Annotated in this window: 14 protein-coding genes; all 14 read right to left on the bottom strand. The window is 69.3% G+C overall.

Annotated elements, in window-relative coordinates; translation table 11 throughout:
• Position 1: 1 nt before the first annotated feature.
• The gene (locus tag QOL88_RS37920) at positions 2–754 is read right to left on the bottom strand and encodes a DNA alkylation repair protein (RefSeq protein WP_257028014.1); all 753 of its coding nucleotides are present in this window, start codon (positions 752–754) and stop codon (positions 2–4) included.
• Positions 751–2,250, bottom strand: a complete 1,500-nt coding sequence (locus tag QOL88_RS37915) for a B12-binding domain-containing radical SAM protein (protein WP_097222707.1) — start codon at positions 2,248–2,250, stop codon at positions 751–753. The genes QOL88_RS37920 and QOL88_RS37915 overlap by 4 nt, the downstream gene beginning before the upstream one ends.
• Positions 2,251–2,265: 15 nt before the next feature.
• Entirely contained in the window at positions 2,266–3,099 is an 834-nt protein-coding gene (locus tag QOL88_RS37910; protein WP_097222706.1) for a carbon-nitrogen hydrolase family protein, read from the bottom strand.
• Positions 3,099–3,806 (bottom strand): class I SAM-dependent methyltransferase, encoded by a 708-nt coding sequence (locus QOL88_RS37905; RefSeq protein ID WP_097222705.1) that lies wholly within the window; start codon positions 3,804–3,806, stop codon positions 3,099–3,101. The genes QOL88_RS37910 and QOL88_RS37905 overlap by 1 nt, the downstream gene beginning before the upstream one ends.
• Entirely contained in the window at positions 3,793–5,175 is a 1,383-nt protein-coding gene (locus QOL88_RS37900; RefSeq protein ID WP_097222704.1) for a coproporphyrinogen-III oxidase family protein, read from the bottom strand. Before QOL88_RS37900 ends, QOL88_RS37905 begins: the two co-directional genes overlap by 14 nt.
• A complete protein-coding gene (locus tag QOL88_RS37895; RefSeq protein WP_097222703.1) occupies positions 5,172–6,146 on the bottom strand; it encodes an ABC transporter ATP-binding protein in 975 nt (324 codons plus the stop codon). The genes QOL88_RS37900 and QOL88_RS37895 overlap by 4 nt, the downstream gene beginning before the upstream one ends.
• The gene (locus QOL88_RS37890; RefSeq protein ID WP_257028013.1) at positions 6,139–6,915 is read right to left on the bottom strand and encodes an ABC transporter permease; all 777 of its coding nucleotides are present in this window, start codon (positions 6,913–6,915) and stop codon (positions 6,139–6,141) included. Before QOL88_RS37890 ends, QOL88_RS37895 begins: the two co-directional genes overlap by 8 nt.
• Positions 6,915–7,766 (bottom strand): carbon-nitrogen hydrolase family protein, encoded by an 852-nt coding sequence (locus QOL88_RS37885; protein ID WP_097222701.1) that lies wholly within the window; start codon positions 7,764–7,766, stop codon positions 6,915–6,917. The genes QOL88_RS37890 and QOL88_RS37885 overlap by 1 nt, the downstream gene beginning before the upstream one ends.
• Positions 7,763–8,944, bottom strand: a complete 1,182-nt coding sequence (mfnA, locus tag QOL88_RS37880; RefSeq protein ID WP_097222700.1) for a tyrosine decarboxylase MfnA — start codon at positions 8,942–8,944, stop codon at positions 7,763–7,765. The genes QOL88_RS37885 and mfnA overlap by 4 nt, the downstream gene beginning before the upstream one ends.
• Before the next feature lies 1 nt (position 8,945).
• Positions 8,946–9,734 carry a carbon-nitrogen hydrolase family protein gene (locus tag QOL88_RS37875; protein ID WP_097222699.1) on the bottom strand — a complete coding sequence of 263 codons (789 nt, stop codon included), beginning with the start codon at positions 9,732–9,734 and terminating at the stop codon, positions 8,946–8,948.
• Positions 9,731–10,669: a carbon-nitrogen hydrolase family protein gene (locus tag QOL88_RS37870; RefSeq protein WP_097222698.1), complete on the bottom strand. Its 939-nt coding sequence runs from the start codon at positions 10,667–10,669 to the stop codon at positions 9,731–9,733. The genes QOL88_RS37875 and QOL88_RS37870 overlap by 4 nt, the downstream gene beginning before the upstream one ends.
• A 70-nt stretch (positions 10,670–10,739) precedes the next feature.
• A complete protein-coding gene (locus QOL88_RS37865) occupies positions 10,740–11,774 on the bottom strand; it encodes a phenylacetate--CoA ligase family protein (protein ID WP_097222697.1) in 1,035 nt (344 codons plus the stop codon).
• A complete protein-coding gene (locus QOL88_RS37860) occupies positions 11,771–14,806 on the bottom strand; it encodes a flavin reductase (RefSeq protein WP_097222696.1) in 3,036 nt (1,011 codons plus the stop codon). Before QOL88_RS37860 ends, QOL88_RS37865 begins: the two co-directional genes overlap by 4 nt.
• Positions 14,803–16,299 (bottom strand): 4-hydroxyphenylacetate 3-hydroxylase N-terminal domain-containing protein, encoded by a 1,497-nt coding sequence (locus tag QOL88_RS37855; protein WP_097222695.1) that lies wholly within the window; start codon positions 16,297–16,299, stop codon positions 14,803–14,805. Before QOL88_RS37855 ends, QOL88_RS37860 begins: the two co-directional genes overlap by 4 nt.
• Position 16,300 lies beyond the last annotated feature (1 nt).

Below are 16,300 nucleotides of genomic sequence, written 5' to 3'. Positions count from 1 at the left end.
GTCACCCCTGTCCCAGTGCCATCAAGGACCGGCGCAGGGGCGGGTCCATCTTCTCCACCGCGTACCGGAACGTGTCGCGGGGCATCTCGGTGTGCCAGGTGCGCAGGAACTCGGCCACCTCGTCGGGGTGGGCCTCGGCGCTGACCTTGAGCAGCCAGCCCGAGCCCTTCTGCACATAGGTGTCGTCGTCGTGCATCAGCCGGACGCAGTTGTCGAGGACGTGCGACAGCGGCAGCTCGAAGACCGTCCGGCCCACCGTGCGCCGGACGAACTTCACGACGGCCACGTTCGCGGCGCGTCTGGCCCACGGGGAGGCGGACCCGGCCCAGCTCCGGGTCCGCGGGATCAGCTCCAGGTGCCCGAGGAAGAACGGGTACAGCAGTTTCAGGCACATGTCGTCGCACTGCGCCCAGTTGGACACGTACGTCTCCAGCCATTGCCGGCATCGGTCCAGCAGCTCCTCGCCGAGTCCGGTCCTGGCGACCTTGTGCAGGACCGCGAAGCCCAGGAGCACCTCCTCGTGGTACTCGGCGTGCGCCAGCAGCTCCTCCGCGAGGAGCAGCCGTGTCGCCGCGGGAGTGTCGCGCCGGTCACGGAAGTAGTCGGCGGCGATCTCGGCGACCGCGGCGTTGCCGACCCCGAGGGCCCGGATCTCGTGCGGGAAGTAGCGCTGCATGCGCACCGCGAAGTCCGGGTCGGCCTTGGCCGCGAGGGTCTTCGACAGTTGGTGCGCGGCGGTTGGAACATTGATCACTTGGTGCCGATCGTGAGTTTGAGCGGCTGGGCGGTCACCGGCTTCGGTGCGCGTTCCAGCCGGGGCTTGCCTTGCATGACGTACTCGTATTCCTGGTGCATGTCGGCCACGGCCTGAACGGTTTCCCTCGAACGGTCCGTCAGGTTCTGCCCGCCCAGGCCCCACCACAGGTACCAGTTCTTGTGGCTCAGGTAGGCGTCGCGGACGAAGTCGAGCGTGTCCCGGTCGGCGAGGATCGCCGGCTCCACGTAGAAGGCGGGGACGAACGTGCCCTGGCCCTCCCGCAGGATGCCCGCCTTGACGGCCTGGCGCTGCAGCTTGGTGCCGCTGAGGATCCGGATGCCGAGGTTGGCGTAGATCTGGGCGGGGTTCAGGAACCGCTCGGTGAAGCGGATCGACTCCCTCAGTGCCTGCGGGGTCTCCCCCGGCCCGCCGAGGAAGACGCAGTGGGTGTGTTCGATCGGGCTGGCCGTGAACAGGCGGTCGATCTCGAGGACGCGGGCCATGTCGAAGCCCTTCATCAGGTCCGCCAGCGCCTCGTCGGTGAGTGCGTCGGTGCCGAGGTCGACCCGGATGCAGCCGGCCGCGTGCAGCAGCTTCACGAACTCCGGTGTGACCGCGTTGGGCGTCAGCTGGCAGTACCAGGGCACGTCGAGCCCCGCGCGGATCATCTCCTCGCACACCTCGGCCGCGTACTCCATCGGGTAGTTGAAGGTCGCGTCGACGATCTCGAACTCCCGCACGGCGGGGTTCTCCGCCATGGCCCGCTGGATCTCGCCGACGACCTCGGCCGGTTCCTTGAACCGGTCTCCCTTGCCCTCGGTCTTGCGGATGATGCAGTAGGAGCAGAACAGCTTGCAGCCCCGTTTGGTCTGCAGGGTCTCGATGGCCGGCTGGTGGTCGCGGGTGAGGTCGGAGGCCGCCGAGACGCCTTCCTCGAAGTAGCGGGGGTCGTACACGGACCGGTCGGGTTCGAGCGCGCCCAGGTCGAACGCCTGACTCGACTGGTTCTGGCAGAACTTGCCGTTGTCGTCGAGATAGCAGAGCCCCGATATCGACTCCCGCCGCCCGCCGGACTCCAGGTAGTCCAGCAGTTGGACGATGCCGGCCTCGCCCTCACCCGCGATGCCGTAGTCGGGCTGGGCGTACTCGAAGAACGACAGCGGCTCGACCGAGAAGCCGGAGCCGCCGAGGACGACGGTGGCGCTGGTGTACTTGCGCACGCACTGGACGATCTTCTCGGTCATGGGGCCGAAGAAGACGGGGTCGATGAACGTCAGGTTGTCCAGGTTGCGCACGGCGATGCCGACCACGTCGTAGGTCCCGGTGGTCAGCTTCTCCCGGACCGCCTTGAGCTCCCGGGACTCCCAGAGCAGGTCGAGGACGTCGACCTGGTGTCCGGCGTGCTTGAGCGCGGCGCTGATATAGGCCATGCCGATGGGCAGCGCCGGCCGCGGTACCCGGATCTTGTTGGTGGAGATGAGCAGTACGCGCATGGGCCTTCACTCTCGTCAGGACTGCCAGTACGTCGCCGGCTGCAGGTCGCCGCTCAGGGTGGCTTTGGTGCGGTAGCGGCGCATACGGTCCAGGTCGACCTCGACGACGCCGACGCCCGGCTCCTTGCCGAGGTCCACCATCCGTTCGTCGCCGTCGACGAAGTCGAATCGTTCGGCCTCCAGGAACAGCGGGTCCGCCAGGACCTGGCTGCGCCCCATGTAGCCGAATCCGGCGAACAGGTTGGTGCCGATGCCGGACGCGAACGCGACGATGCACTCGGCGTCCACGGCCCTCACCGGCAGGCGCATGTTCGCCACGTAGGCGAACATCTCCGGTACCAGCGCGGAGCACACGATGATGTCGACGCCGCGGCGGGCGTACTCCCGCGCGACCTCCGGGAAGTTGATGTCGTAGCCCTGCATCAGGCCGATCCGCCCGAACTCGACGTCGAAGACGGGGTACTCGGACCCTCCGCTGAGGTAGCGGGCCTCCAGTTCGTGGCAGTGCACGCGCCGGTAGTGGCCGAGCAGGGTTCCCTCGGGGTCGCACAGCACCGATGTGCTGTAGTACTTGCCGTCGCCGCCGCGCTCCAGAAGCCCGGCCACGATGTGCACGCCGGCCTGCTTGGCCTGCTCGCGCAGGAAGTCGGTCTCCGGCCCCGGTATGGTCACCGACACGTCCGCGACCTCCAGGATGTTGCCGGAGGTGGAGAACGCCTCGGGCAGGCAGATCAGGTCCGCTCCCTGCGCGACGGCCTCACCGATGTAGTGCTCGGCGCGGCGCAGGTTCTGCGTCGGCTTGCCGAGCTTCGACTCCATCTGGACGACCGCGATCTTCGTCCCGGGCATCAGGTGCTCACCGGTTCGAGGGGACGCGAGGAGATCACCAGGCCGAGGTCCTCCTCGACGACCTGCCAGTCCGTCAGGCCGGCCTCCTTGAGCAGCTCGGCCGCCTCGTCCCGGGTGTAGGCGGCCTGCAACGAGCGCATGAACTCGTCACCGCCCTCCTTCACGAACTGCAGGATGAAGGTGATGTGCCCCTCCTCGGCGTGCCGGTTCATGTCCTCGATGATCACGACACCGTCGGGCTTGCAGATCCGGGCGCACTCCTTCAGCGTCTCGACCGGCCGGCGCCAGCGGTGCAGCGAGGAGAACGAGAACACGATGTCGGCGGAGTCGTCCGGGAAGGGCAGCCGGTTCAGCTTGGCCATCTCGAACTCCACGTCGCCGGCGCTGTTGGCCCATACGGCCAGCGTCAGGTTGTCCTCGGCGACGTCGACCAGGTTCTGGTTCTCCTCCACTCCGGACACCGCCAGGTCCGGCAGCTTGCCGGCCACGTGGAGGGACAGCAGGCCGGTGTTGAAGCCGACCTCGACGAGGTCGGTCATCCCGTCGCGGACGTGGGCCATGATGCGGTCGCTCGGCCGCTTGTACGCCATCAGCGCGGAGCGGCGCATGCCGAGGTCGTAGAAACGGACCTTGTCGATGTCGTCGTGCGGGGACGCCTGAGGGACCCGCTCGGTCAGGTTCAGCAGTCGGGCCTCAGTGGTGGTCACAGCCGGCCTCCTCGTCCTTGGGTCGCGTGGTGATCTGCAGGGGGATCGGCCGGCTGGAGATGAAGTTGGAGATGTCCGCTCCCAGGTGCTGCGGGTAGCGCCGGAATTCGGGCGAGTAGAACGCCTTGGAGATGTTGTCCAGGTAGTACCAGCCCTTGGGGCCGGTCACCTCGATGCCGTTCTCGTCGGCGGTGATGAGGTCCTTCTCGATCAGGTCGTCGATCTCGGCGCGGAACATCTCCATGAAGTCGACGCCGTGGATCCGGCGGAAACGCTCCCGGTTGACCCGTCCGGCCTTGACGCCAAGCACCATCGACCGCCGGATCGACTCCGACTTCGTGATGTGCTTGCCCATGGAGATCGGCAGCCGGCCCTCCATCACCGTCTGGATGTAGCGGCCGATGTCGGGCTCATTGAAGTACCAGTGGTCACGCAGGTGGCCGGTGGCGGTGGGGCCGAGGGGGATGATGGGGATGTCCTCGCTCCACGACGTCTCGCCGTACTTGGGCTGGTGGCCGGGCTTGGCGAAGCAGTCGCCGTAGTAGCCCAGGAAGCCGGCCTTGGAGAGCTTCTCCGCGGCGAACAGGAACATGTCGTCGACCACGGCCTTCTCCGGGACCGGCGGCAGCTTCCTGCGCTTGGTGGAGATCTGCGCGAACTCCATGTACGTGTAGAACGAGATGCAGGTGACCCCGAGTTCGATGGCGACGTCGAGGCTGTGCTCCCAGCTCTCCATCGTCTGCCCGTTGATGCCGTGCATCAGGTCGATGTTGATGTTCTCGAATCCGCACCGGCGCAGCAGCCGGATGCTCTCCTTGAGCATCTCCGGGTCGTTCGGGCGGCCGATGTTCTTCAGTTCCTCCGGGACGAACGTCTGCACCCCGAGGCTGATGCGCCGTATGCCGCGTTCCAGCAGGACGGTGGCCTTGCGCTCGCTGATGTCGACCGGGGTGGTCTCGATGGAGAAGTCCGCGCCCTCCTCGACGTTGAAGCTGCTGAACATGTGGCCCAGCAGATCGTCGAGTTGCGGGGCGGTGAGCGCGGTCGGGGTTCCGCCGCCGATGTAGCCGAGGGTGATGACGTGGTCCTGGATGTAGGGCCGCTCGGCGTAGTTGGTGATCTCCGTCTTCAGCGCGTCCAGATAGGTGCGGGTCAGGTCCCGGTCGGTCTGGTGCTTGATGTACGGGCAGCTGAAGCAGAGCCGGTTGCAGAAGGGGATGTGGACGTACACGCCCATGGGCTTGCGCGTGAACACCTCCTCCTCGTTCACCGGCACGTGCTTGGTGGGGTACTGCCGCACCCACTCGCTGTCGCGCTCCGGGTACTCCTTCCAGAACGGCATGCTCGTGGTCGTGGTGGTGATGCTCATGCGATGTCCTCCGGTTCGACTTGGTCGACGATGGAACGGACGACGTCCGCCAGAGTGGGCTGGAAGTAGGACGCGGAGCGCAGGGCGAGGCCGGCGGCGTGGGCTCGGGCGACCACCTCGGCCAGAGTGCTGTGGTGGTCACCGTCGGACAGGTCGAGCCGCACGCCCTGGTCGGCGGTGCGGACGGACCGGACCGGGCCTCCGGCCCGCGCCTCCTGCCCGGCCCAGTCCTGGAGCCGCTCGAGGTGGGATTCGGTGAAGGCCTGAAGGATCAGGCTGGAGCGCTCGCCCCACCGGGTTACGGCGTCGAGTGAGGCGTCCTTGATCTGGCGGCCCTGGTGGAGCACCACGACCGAGTCGGCCAGCGCGAGAAGTTCCTCGCGGTGATGGCTGGCGAACAGCACGCCGACGCCGTCCTTCTTGAGGCTCCCCAGCAGCTGCAAGAGCGTCTCGCGGGCCGTCGGGTCCAGGCCCGTGGTCGGCTCGTCGAGGATCAGCAGGTCGGGGCGGTGCGCCACGGCGCAGATGACGTGCAGCTTGCGCTGGCTGCCGCCGGAGAGGCTGCGCACGTACTGGTGGCGGTACCGCTCCAGGTCGGCCAGGGCGATCAGCTCCTCGTACCGGCCGGGGTCGGCCCGCCGGAGCTTGAGCTGGTGCTTGACGTACGTCTCCACGCTGACGCCGTCCGGGAGGTCCTTGGCCTGCTGGACGTACCCGATGTGGCGGCCGACCTGCCCCCAGCGGCGGGGCGGGGTGCCGCAGATGCGCACCTCGCCGCCCGACGGGCGCAGCAGCCCGGCGACGAGCCGGATCAGGGTGGTCTTGCCGGCGCCGTTGGTGCCGATGATGGCCACGCCCTCGCCGGTGTTCACCGAGAAGGTGAGGGAGCGCAGGGCGAAGTCGGGGCTCACGCGGTGGTCGAGCCGGGAGACCGACAGGACCGGCGCCGCGGTGCTCGTGGTGTCAGCCATGGCCGATCCTCCTGCGGAAGGCCCAGGCGGCGATGCCCAGAGCCAGGAACGAGTAGGCCACCGCCAGCGCCGATGCTCCGGTGGCCGAGACGTCGGGCGAGGTGGCGGCCCGGAAGATGTCGACGTGCACGGAGAGGGGGAGCCTGGCGAAGACGTCGCCGAGCGTCCCGAGGTTTTCGAGGGGGAAGAAGATCCCGGCGAAGTACATGAGCGGGATGACGATGATGTTCACGACGGCCGGGAACGAGATCTCGTTGGTGTACGTCGCGATGAGGATTCCGAGTCCGGCGAACGCCGTGCACGCGGTGAAGAAGCCCAGGACGAACAGCGGTACCGACTCGATCCGGGCGTCGAAGACCCCGACGCCGAGCAGGAGCACCAGCACGAACTGGAACAGGCACTTGAGCACGACGCCGACGATCCGGGCGAGCAGGAACCCGGAGTACGACAGGGGCGAGAGGATCAGGTCCTCGATCGTGCGGCGGTTGCGGTCGATGATGACCGTGTAGCCGACGGTGTAGGTGCAGCTGAACATGATGCCGGCGCCGATGATGCCGGGGAAGACGAAGCCGAAGTAGTTGGCGGCCGTCGGGGCCGGGCTCACCATCTGGTCGGTCGCGGCCCCGAAGGCCAGCACCATCGACACCGACGTCAGCAGCGTCGACACCGCGAACAGGCGGTTGTCGAAGAACTGCCGCATGTCCATGACGACCAGGCCGAGCACGTCGCCGAGCCAGCCGGACTCCGGCTGCATACGCGTTGCCCTCATCAGGCGGGCCCCCCGTGGTTCGTGGTCCAGGTCGAGCGCAGGTCGTCGTGGAACGGCAGCCCGGCGCGGACCTTGCGCCGCTGCCGCCAGTACACGTCCGCGTGGATCACGGCTTCCTGGCCGCCCGGGTCGGCCTCGGCGAGGATGTCGGCGTCCTGGTCCTCGCGGGCGTCCTGCACCAGACCGTCGACGATCATGCTGCGGCCGACGTAGGTCATGTTCGCGAAGCGGTTCTCCCCCACCCCGCTGGCGAAGACCAGCGCGCACTCGTTGTCGGCGGCCCGGGCGCGGCACAGGGAGCGCAGCGGGTGCGAGAACGGCCCGAAGAGGTTGGCCACGCAGACGACGAGGTCGGCGTCCTGGGCGAGGTACTGCCGGCTCGCCTCCGGGAAGCGCAGGTCGTAGCTGACCTGGAGGCCGATCCGCCCGACGGGTGTGTCGATCACCTCGCCGGGCGAGCCGGTGGAGATGTACTCGGACTCGCCCGCCCACACACAGGCGCGGTGGTACCAGCCGAGCGGGTCGCCGCCGGGGCCGACGAGCACGGCCGCGTCGAAGACGTCCCGTCCGGCCGACAGGAGCACGCCCGCGGCGATGTGCATGCCGAGGGTGCGGGCCTGCTCGGCGAGGAACTCGACGACCGGGCCGTCCTCGGTGGTCGCGTCGGTGCGCAGCGTCGGGAAGTTCAGGCCGGTGGCGAACGTCGCCGGCAGGCACGCCAGGTCGGCCTCGCGTTCTCGTGCGGTGGACAGCAGCTTGGCGGCTCGCGCCAGGTTCTCGTCCCGCTGTCCGGGATCGATCCGCAGCTGGAGGGCGGCGAGCCGGGTGCGGGCGCCACGGAAGAGGCTCATCGTGGTGCCGCCTCGGCCGTGACTTCCTTGCACGCTGCTTCCAGCACCGGAAGGAACTCGTCCACCATCGCGGGTGTCACGTGCCGGGTGACGACCAGCCGCAGGGTTTCGCCGAATCGCTTCGACGTGGAGACGATCCAGCCCTTCGACTCCAGCAGCTGCGAGATGCGGACCGCGTGCGGCATTTTGACCACGACGATGTTCAGCTGCGGTTCGGCGAACAACGCGTGCCCGGCGGCGCGCAACCCGTCCACCAGGTACTTCGTCACCTCGAAGTTGGTCCGGGTGAGGTCGCGGAAGCCGTCCCGCCCTAGGTGCTCCAGCACCGCGTAGGTCGACACCGCGGCGGCGCCCGGCCGGGTGCCGAGCAGGGTGTTGTGCACCGGCGTGTCGATGAAGAACGAGTCGACGGCGAAACGTCCGGCGTCCTGGGCGCCGCGGAACAGGATCGCCCCGGCCGGGACGTTGGCCAGTCCGTACTTGTGCGGGTCGATGGTGATCGAGTCGACGCCGTCCACGGTGAAGTCGAACCGGGGCAGGTCGTGGCCGAGTTCACGGGCGAAGGGGATGATGAAGCCGCCGGTGGCCGCGTCCACGTGCAGGTGTACGGCGCGTCCCGCCACCACGGGTCCGATCTCGTCGACCGCGTCGACCACACCGAACTCGCTGCTGCCTGCGGTCGCGACGACCGCGACGGTGTGCTCGCCGATGCGCCGGGCCACCTCGCCGGCCGGCAACCGCAGGGAGTCGTCGACCGGCACGACCACCGGGGTCAGCCCCAGCAGGCCGAAGACCTTGGTGAAGGAGAAGTGCACGGTGCTGCTGACGACGACTTCGGGCCGGTCGGTCAGCCGTCCCCGGGCGCGCGCCGACTCGCGGGCCACCAGCATCGCGATCAGATTCGCCTCGGTGCCACCGGACACCAGACTTCCCGACCCGCCGGGGTTGCCCATCAGGTCGAGCAGCAGCTCGACGACCCTGCGCTCGATCCGCTTGGTGCCGCGGAAGATACGCACGTCGCCGAGGTTGGTGTGTGCCGCGGCGGACGCCATCTCGACACCCAGCGGATGGGGTTCGGTGCAGATGGAGTTGAGCACCCTGTTCCAGGGCACGTCGTCCGCCATCTCCGTGGCGATCCGCTCTCGGACGTCGGAGGCGGAGGCACCGGTGTCGCGCATCTCAACTCACCTGCGCCGTCAGGTCCGTGTACAGCTCCGTCCGGCGCGCCCACAGTCCGAACCAGAGGGTCTGCTGGAAGCGCAGGTCGGGTTCGCGCAGGTGCCGGATCCTCTCGACGTCCCAGGGCGCCTCGATGACACCCTCGTCGGTGCCCGCCTCGGCGACGAAGCCCTCGGGCGCCGCCACGGCACTGCCCCCACCGCAGCGTTCGCTCAGCGATCCGGAGAAGGCGACGGCGACGGTGTTGAGGGTGGCGATGCCCCACACCGCGGCGCGCTGCGACTCCTGCTGCCTGCCGTCGAGGGACCCGGCCACCAGCAGCAGCTCCGCACCGGCCAGGCATGCGATGCGCGGCGGTTCGACCAGCCAGAAGTCGGGGCCGAGGAGCACCCCGACGCGGCCGAACGACGTCTCTACGACGGGGAAGTCGTCGCCGGTGCCGGTCGTCCCGTCGGGCAGGACGGGCCGCTCCACCCGGGCGCACTCCGAGCCGCTCGGGTCCAGCAGCCTCGCCACCTGCGTCAGCCCGCCGCCCGGCCGTGTCTCCGCCCACGAGCCGGTGAGCACGTAGGTACCGCGGGTCCGCGCCAGTGCCGTCAGCCGGTCCAGGCACTGTTCGCGCAGGGGCCGGGACAGTGCCTGGACCTCGCCACCGGTGGTGAACGCGTTCTCGGGGAGGACGACGAACGACGCCTCGTCGGTCACCCGGCTGTCGAGATCGTCGAGTACGGCGGAGGCCGTCGCCTCAGGGGTCGCCCGGCGGGCGTGCTGCGCTACGAAGATGGTCACGAACGAGTCCCCTCATGTGTGCTGGTCGCGGCGGCGGGCCGGCCCCGGTCCGGGCCGCCGCCCCCGGTCAGGCTGGCCCGCAGCTCGGCGGCGAGGTCCCGGTCCGCTCCGGCGTACGGGGTGAGCAGCGCCCGGTAGGCGTCGGGCCTGCGGAGTTGCTGCCAGCGGCGGCCGTCGCCGTCCGCGGGCTCGTCGATGTCGACGACGAGGGTCTCCGGCTCGTCGCTGCCGGCCTGCGCGAGCACGCCGTCCGGGCTGGCGACCAGGCTGGTGCCGGCGAAGTGGATCTCCACGAGCCGGTCGCCGCGTTTGCCGCGGACGACTCCGACCGAGCTCGCGTAGACGATGTTGACGTCGTTCAGGTACGCCGCGGTGCGCAGGGCGTTCACCATGAGCGGCTGGTTCTGCCCCAGTGTCCCGCCCGGTACGAAGACCGTGCGCGCGCCGGCGAGCGCCAGCAGCCGGACCACCTCGGGGATCCAGAAGTCCGAGCACACGGCGATGCCGATCTGCCCGAACTCGGTCGACAGCACGCCGAGTGCGTCCGTCTGGCGGCACACCACCATCTCGTTGCCGAAGGGGTGTGCCTTGACGGCGCGTCCGGTGATGACGCCCTGCCGGCCGATCAGCAGGGACGTGTTCCGGTACATGCCGTCCTGCATGTCCTCGACGAGCGACCCCAGCAGGATGTGCGTGTCGAGTTTGCGGGCCAGGGACTGGAAGCCGTCGACGATCGGCCCCGGTATCGGGGTGTCGGTGCGTCCTTTCAGCCCGTCCTGCCCGGGCATGTACCACGGCGGGCCGAGCAGGAACTCGGGAAAGCACACCAGGTCGATGTCGCCGGCACCGCAGACGTCCTCGATCGCCTGGTAGGCGTTGCGCAGGCCGTCTTGGGGGTCGTCGACCCACTGGGTCTGTACTACCGCTACCCTCATGCGTCTTGTCTCCTCGAGATGCCACCGGGTGGATGGGCCGCGGCGACCGCGCGCCGCGGCGGGGTGCGGGTCATGACGGGGCGGTACTCCAGTCCTTTACGCCGACGATCGTGACCTCGGCGTCGACCCCGAGTGCCTCGTCGATGCCGCCGCGGATCGCGCGCCGCATCGCGTCCGTGTCCACCGCGTCGGTGTCGGCCACGGCGCAGGTCACGTGGAAGGTGCCGTCCCGGACGGCGCAGGCGAAGTGCGGTGCGAGCCTCCTGTGGCCGAACACGATCCGTTCCACGTCCACCGCCGAGACCAGCCCGTCCGGTCCGCGTACCGCCGACGCCACGCTGCCGAGCGGCACCAGGACCCGGCTCGGGGAACCGCAGTCGCAGCGGCCCTCCGCCGGCCACAGCTCGACGACCTCGCCGGTCGGTGTGCCGTTCAGGATCAGCTCGCCGCGCAGACCGCCGCGGGCCTCCGCCCGCAGCCGGTGGTCGCACAGGTGCAGCGCGCCGTGGTCGCAGGCGACGGCGACCGTCGGTGTCGACGGCGTCCCGTACAGGGCCGAGGTCCTGGCCGCCCAGGCGGCGCCGATGCGGTCGAGGCGCTCGGTGGAGCAGGCCTCCCCCACGCAGACGATCGTCCGGATCGTGGAGTCCGCGGGCCGCTTGCCCAGGGACACCGCGAGAGCGGCGAGCTCCGCGGCGAAGCTCGGCGAGCACACCAGGGCCGTCACCTCGTACTGCTCGATCAGCCCGAGCAGCCGCGGCATCGGGCAGATGGTCCCGCTCGTCCCGACGCTGATCACCGAGGCGCCGACCATCTCGATCGCGCGGTCCACCTCGGCGCCGATGAACGAGAGTTCGTACGGCACGGCCGAGACGACGGCGTCGTCCTCGGTGAGCAGCCGGCCCAGTGCCAGCGTCAGGTCGATCTGGTTGCGGATCCACTCGTCGCGGGTCAGCACGACCGGCTGTGATCCGCCCGACGGGTCGACTCGTTCGCCGTACCGCGCGCGCAGGGTGTCGCGGCCGTCCGCCACGGTGCGGGGGTCTCGGCTGAGCAGCTCCAGGAACTGTTCGTAGTGCGTTGCGAGGGACGTGGTCGTGGTCACCTGGCCTCCGCTTCCCGGGCGAACCGGCGCCACCCGTAGTCGTCGAGAGCGCTGTCGCCCCGTTCGCCCCGGAGCAGTGGGCGGCGGTCCGCGCCGCCCGCCATGTCGACGCTGACGACCGTCGCCAGGACGAACTCGTGGTCGCCGATCCGGTACGTCGACTTCAGGCTGCAGTCGATGGTGCCGACGGCGCCGGAGAGCCGCGGGCAGCCATTGGCGGAGGGGGTCCACGCGAGGGTGTCGAAGCGGCTGTCCGGCCTGCCCTGCGAGAAGGCGTCGGACACCTCGTGCTGGTCCTCGCCGAGGATGTTGACGCAGAACCGGCCGGTGTCCGCGATGGCGTTCCAGCTGGTGCTGCCGGAGCGGACCAGGAAGCCGATCAGGGCGAGTTCGTCGGAGACGACGGTGAGGGAGCCGATCACCAGTCCGTACGGTGTCGGTCCGTTCCGCTCGGACTGCCGTGCCGTGCCGGCGACCACCGTGACGGCCCGTGGGAGGAGCTCGCCGATGATCCCGAGGTCCGGCGCCGCACTCGGCTGAAGGAGTCCGGCGGGTTCGGGCATCGGCGTCGCCGCGCCGGTTTCGTCGCGCAGCCGGCGTACGAACTGCCCGGTCACGCTCGCCGTGTTGGCCGCGAGGTCCTCCGGTGTCCCGCTGTGCACCACCCGGCCACCCTCGCGGCCGGCGCCGGGTCCCAGGTCGATCACCCAGTCGGCGATGGCGATCACCTTCAGGTCGTGCTCGATGACCACGATGGTGTTGCCGGTGGAGATCAGGCGTTCGAAGAGGGCCAGAAGGTGGCGGATGTCGGCGGCGTGCAGGCCCCGCGTCGGCTCGTCGAAGATGAACAGCGTGCGGCTGCGGCGCTGCTTGAGCAGCTCGCCCGCCAGGTTGAGCCGCTGCGCCTCGCCACCGGACAGCGTGGTCGTCGAACAGCCGAGTTGCAGGTAGCCGAGGCCGAACTCGCGGAGCACGCCGAGCGCTTGGACGACCTTGGGACTGCTCTGGGCGTCGAACCAATCGAGTGCGTCCTCGACGGTCATCGACAGCACGTCGTGGATGTTCTTGTCGCCCAGCCGGACTTCGAGGACGTGCTCCTGGAACCGACGGCCCTCGCACTCGGGGCAGACGATGAACTCGCTCTTGAACAGGGTCATCTCGATCTCGGCCAGCCCGAGTCCCTTGCAGGACTCGCACCGCCCGCCGGCGACGTTCGGGCTGAACTCGCCTCGTCCCAAGCCGCGTTCGACCGCGTCGGCGCTGCCGGCGAAAGCGTCGCGGATGTGGTCGCTGATGCCGATGTAGGTGACGAGCGTGCTCCGGCTGGAGCGGCCGATCGGCCGCTGCTCGACGTAGATGACGTCGTCGAGGGCTTCGGCTCCTTGGATGCCGGTGCTCCCGTCCGCCGCGCCCGTCGACCGCTGGGCGATGGCCCGGGAGACCGATGCGTGAATGCCGGCCACCAGTGAGCTCTTGCCGGCGCCGGACACGCCGGAGACGCAGGTGAGCCCGCCGAGCGGGAAGGTCGCGGTCTGGTCGACCACGTTGTTGCGCGTGATGCCGTGCACTTCGAGCCAGGACGCGTCGGCGAGTTCGGCCCGTGCCCGCGACGGCCCGCCGGTCAGCATCGCGGTCGCTGTCAGCGAGTCACCGGAGTTCAGCAGGTCGGCGACGCGGCCCTCGAAGACGATCTCGCCGCCGCGGGAGCCGGCCCCGGGTCCCAGTTCGACGATCCAGTCGGCGGCGCGGATCACCGACTCGTCGTGCTCGATGACGATGACGGTGTTCCCGAGATCGCGCAGCCGTCGCAGCGAGGTGAGGATCTTTCCGGTGTCGGCTTCGTGAAGGCCCGCGGTCGGTTCGTCGAGGACGTACATGACGCCGGTCAGGTCGCTGGCCAGGTGCTGCGCCAGCAGCAGCCGTTGCAGTTCACCGCCGGAGAGGGTGATGACCGGCCGCTGCAGTTGCAGGTGTCCGAGGCCGACATCGTCGATGTTCGCGCTCTGTTTGACGATCGCGGAGGCGAGTTCACGCACCTGCGCCGGGACGGCACCGGACGTGAGTCCGTCGCGCAACCGGGTGATCGAACGCGACAACTCGTCGCTCTGGAAGTCGTGGAAGGTGTGCCCGGCCACCGTTGCCCTGAGCGACTCGGGGCGCAGCCGCCCTCCGTTGCACCCGGGGCAGACTTCCCGTCCGAGGTAGTTGGTGAAGGCGTTCTTGCGGGCGGCCGACGACGCGTTGCGGTACGCGCGCTCCAGGAAGCCCAGGATGCCCTCGAAGCGAAAGTCGTTGGTGACCTTGCGGATCTTGAGCGTGTAGATGGTGTCCGAGCCGTGCAGCACCCGCTCGGTCTGCTCCGCGCTCAGCTTCTCGAACGGCAGGCCGAGGTCCAGGCCGATGTCCGCGGCCATCGCCTCGAAGGCCTTGCGCACGTTGGGAACGGCGAATGTCCCCGGGTCGGCGCCGTCCCAGATCTCGGTGAGCGTCTTCGACCGGTCCGGGATGATCTTGTTCAGCGCGAAGCCGACGAGTTCACCGATGCCGTCGCACTGGAGGCACTTGCCTTCCTTGCGGTTGGGGCTGAAGTGCTTCGCGGAGTGCGGTTCGGCGAAGCAGCCGCAGTCGTCGCAGAACAGGTCCGGACCGGTCGGGCCGAGACAGGCCGGGCACACCGGCCGCGAGCCGGCGCCGAACAGCAGCCGGTACAGCCCGTCGAGGCCGGTGAGGGTCCCCACGGTCGAGCGGGGATTGGAGTAGCCGCCGTCGCGCTGGCGCAGGGCCACCGGCGGCTGGGTCCCCGCGATCCGGTCGAACTGGTAGTCGCCGTCGCCCATGTCGAGGGACTTGCTGGACAGCGCGCCCAGGTAGAGCGTCTTGGAGTGTTCGAAGAGGGTGTCGATGACCAGGGACGACTTGCCCGATCCCGAGACGCCCGCGGCGACGACCAGCTTTCCCTTGGGGAAGGAGACGTCGACCGACTTGAGGTTGTGGGTCGTGACGCCTTCGAGCCGGATGCTGTCGAGACTCATGTGGTGTCGTTCCGCCCTTCGGCCAGGTCGCGGGCCTGGGTTTCGCAGCGCCGCAGGTCGGGATAGCGGGCATAGAGCATCGAGCGGACCCGGGCGGGATCACCGCGGTTCCACGTCTCGTAGAGTTCCTGGCGCATTCCGAAGCGGTCGACGGCCAGGTCGGCGGCGAGGCGGAAGATCCGGGACTTCTCGTCGACGCTCGTCTCGCGCCCGCACATGTAGGTGTCCAGCACCGCGCGCAGCTCGGAGGTCCCGAGATCGGCCTCCGAGGGCTGCATGATCAGACCCGACGCGCCGATCTGCCGGATGATCTCCGAGCCGCGCGTCGAGAAGCGGCCGGCGACGGCGTCGAGCGCTGCCGTCGAGCCGGGCGCGAGCAGGCCCGAGGAGGTGGGCCGGCACTCGGCGTCGATCGCGGCCAGGCCGAGCCGGACGATCTCGACGTACGAGGTGAGCTCGCCCAGAAGGTCCGTGACCTGCCGGAACTTGTCGACGCCGATCGCCTGGGCCAGCAGTGACGCGACCCCGAGCATGGTGCGCAGCCGGTGGTAGTAGCGCACTTGGCCGGTGTAGAGCGACCACTTGTTCAGCTCGCCGAACCCGCGGACGGCCGCCTGGGAGTCGTCGAGCAGGAAGACCCGGTCCTTCGGGATGAACACGTCGTCGAACACCAGCATGGCGTCCTGCTCGTCGTAGCGCGCGGACAGGCCGCCGGAGCCTTCGGCGTACGACGTGCGGCACAGGACGCGCAGGCCCGGTGTCGCCAGGGGAGCGGCGAACCAGCAGACGTAGCTGGGGTCCTCGCGCAGGTAGTTCGCGGGCGAGAGGTAGATGAGCACCTCGTGCGCGTACGGCGCCAGGGTGGCGATCTGTTTGGCTCCCCGCACGACGATGCCGTCGGAGCCGCGCCGCACCACCCTGAGACCCAGTTCCGGCCGGTCGGCGGGCGTCGAGGAACGGTCGATCTGGGGGTCGCCCAGGCCGTGGGTCAGCGTGAGGTCGTTCTCGCGGCAGTAGTGGTAGTAGTTCTCCGCGTTGCGCCCGAACTCGGGGTCGACCTTGGCCAGTTCGAACCGGTAGTCATAGAGCCCGACCACGACGTTCGACATGAAGTCGGGTATCCGGGAGAGCTGGCCGTAGGAGGCCTCCGCCCACCGGTGGGAGTTGGCCCACTTGCGGCCGAGGTCGTCCCGGTCGGCCGGCGCCAGGTACGACAGGCTGACCAGGTTGCCGGAGGTGTCCGAGCGGTGCAGCATCTCGTCCGCGCGGTCGGGCAGGTGCTGGGCGTCGTAGAGGCCGGCCAGCGTGGACAGCATCGGCCTGAAGCCCGGGTCGCCGGTCACGTCGATGCGGCGTCCCTCGCACCAGACCTCCCGCTCGTCCTTGAGGCTGGCGATGTACTCGCTGCCTCGCCAGGCGCCGCCGGAGGTGCCCGGCAGAAGGGCCGTCTCGTCGGTGGGCTTGTCAGAGGCTGTGGATCCTGTGGTGGTCACC

Origin of the sequence: Streptomyces sp. Ag82_O1-12, assembly GCF_900182715.1 — a bacterium.
GTDB classification, from domain to species: domain Bacteria; phylum Actinomycetota; class Actinomycetes; order Streptomycetales; family Streptomycetaceae; genus Streptomyces; species Streptomyces massasporeus.
Note: the sequence above shows the minus strand (reverse complement) of the source record. Positions and strands in the feature narration are given on the sequence as shown.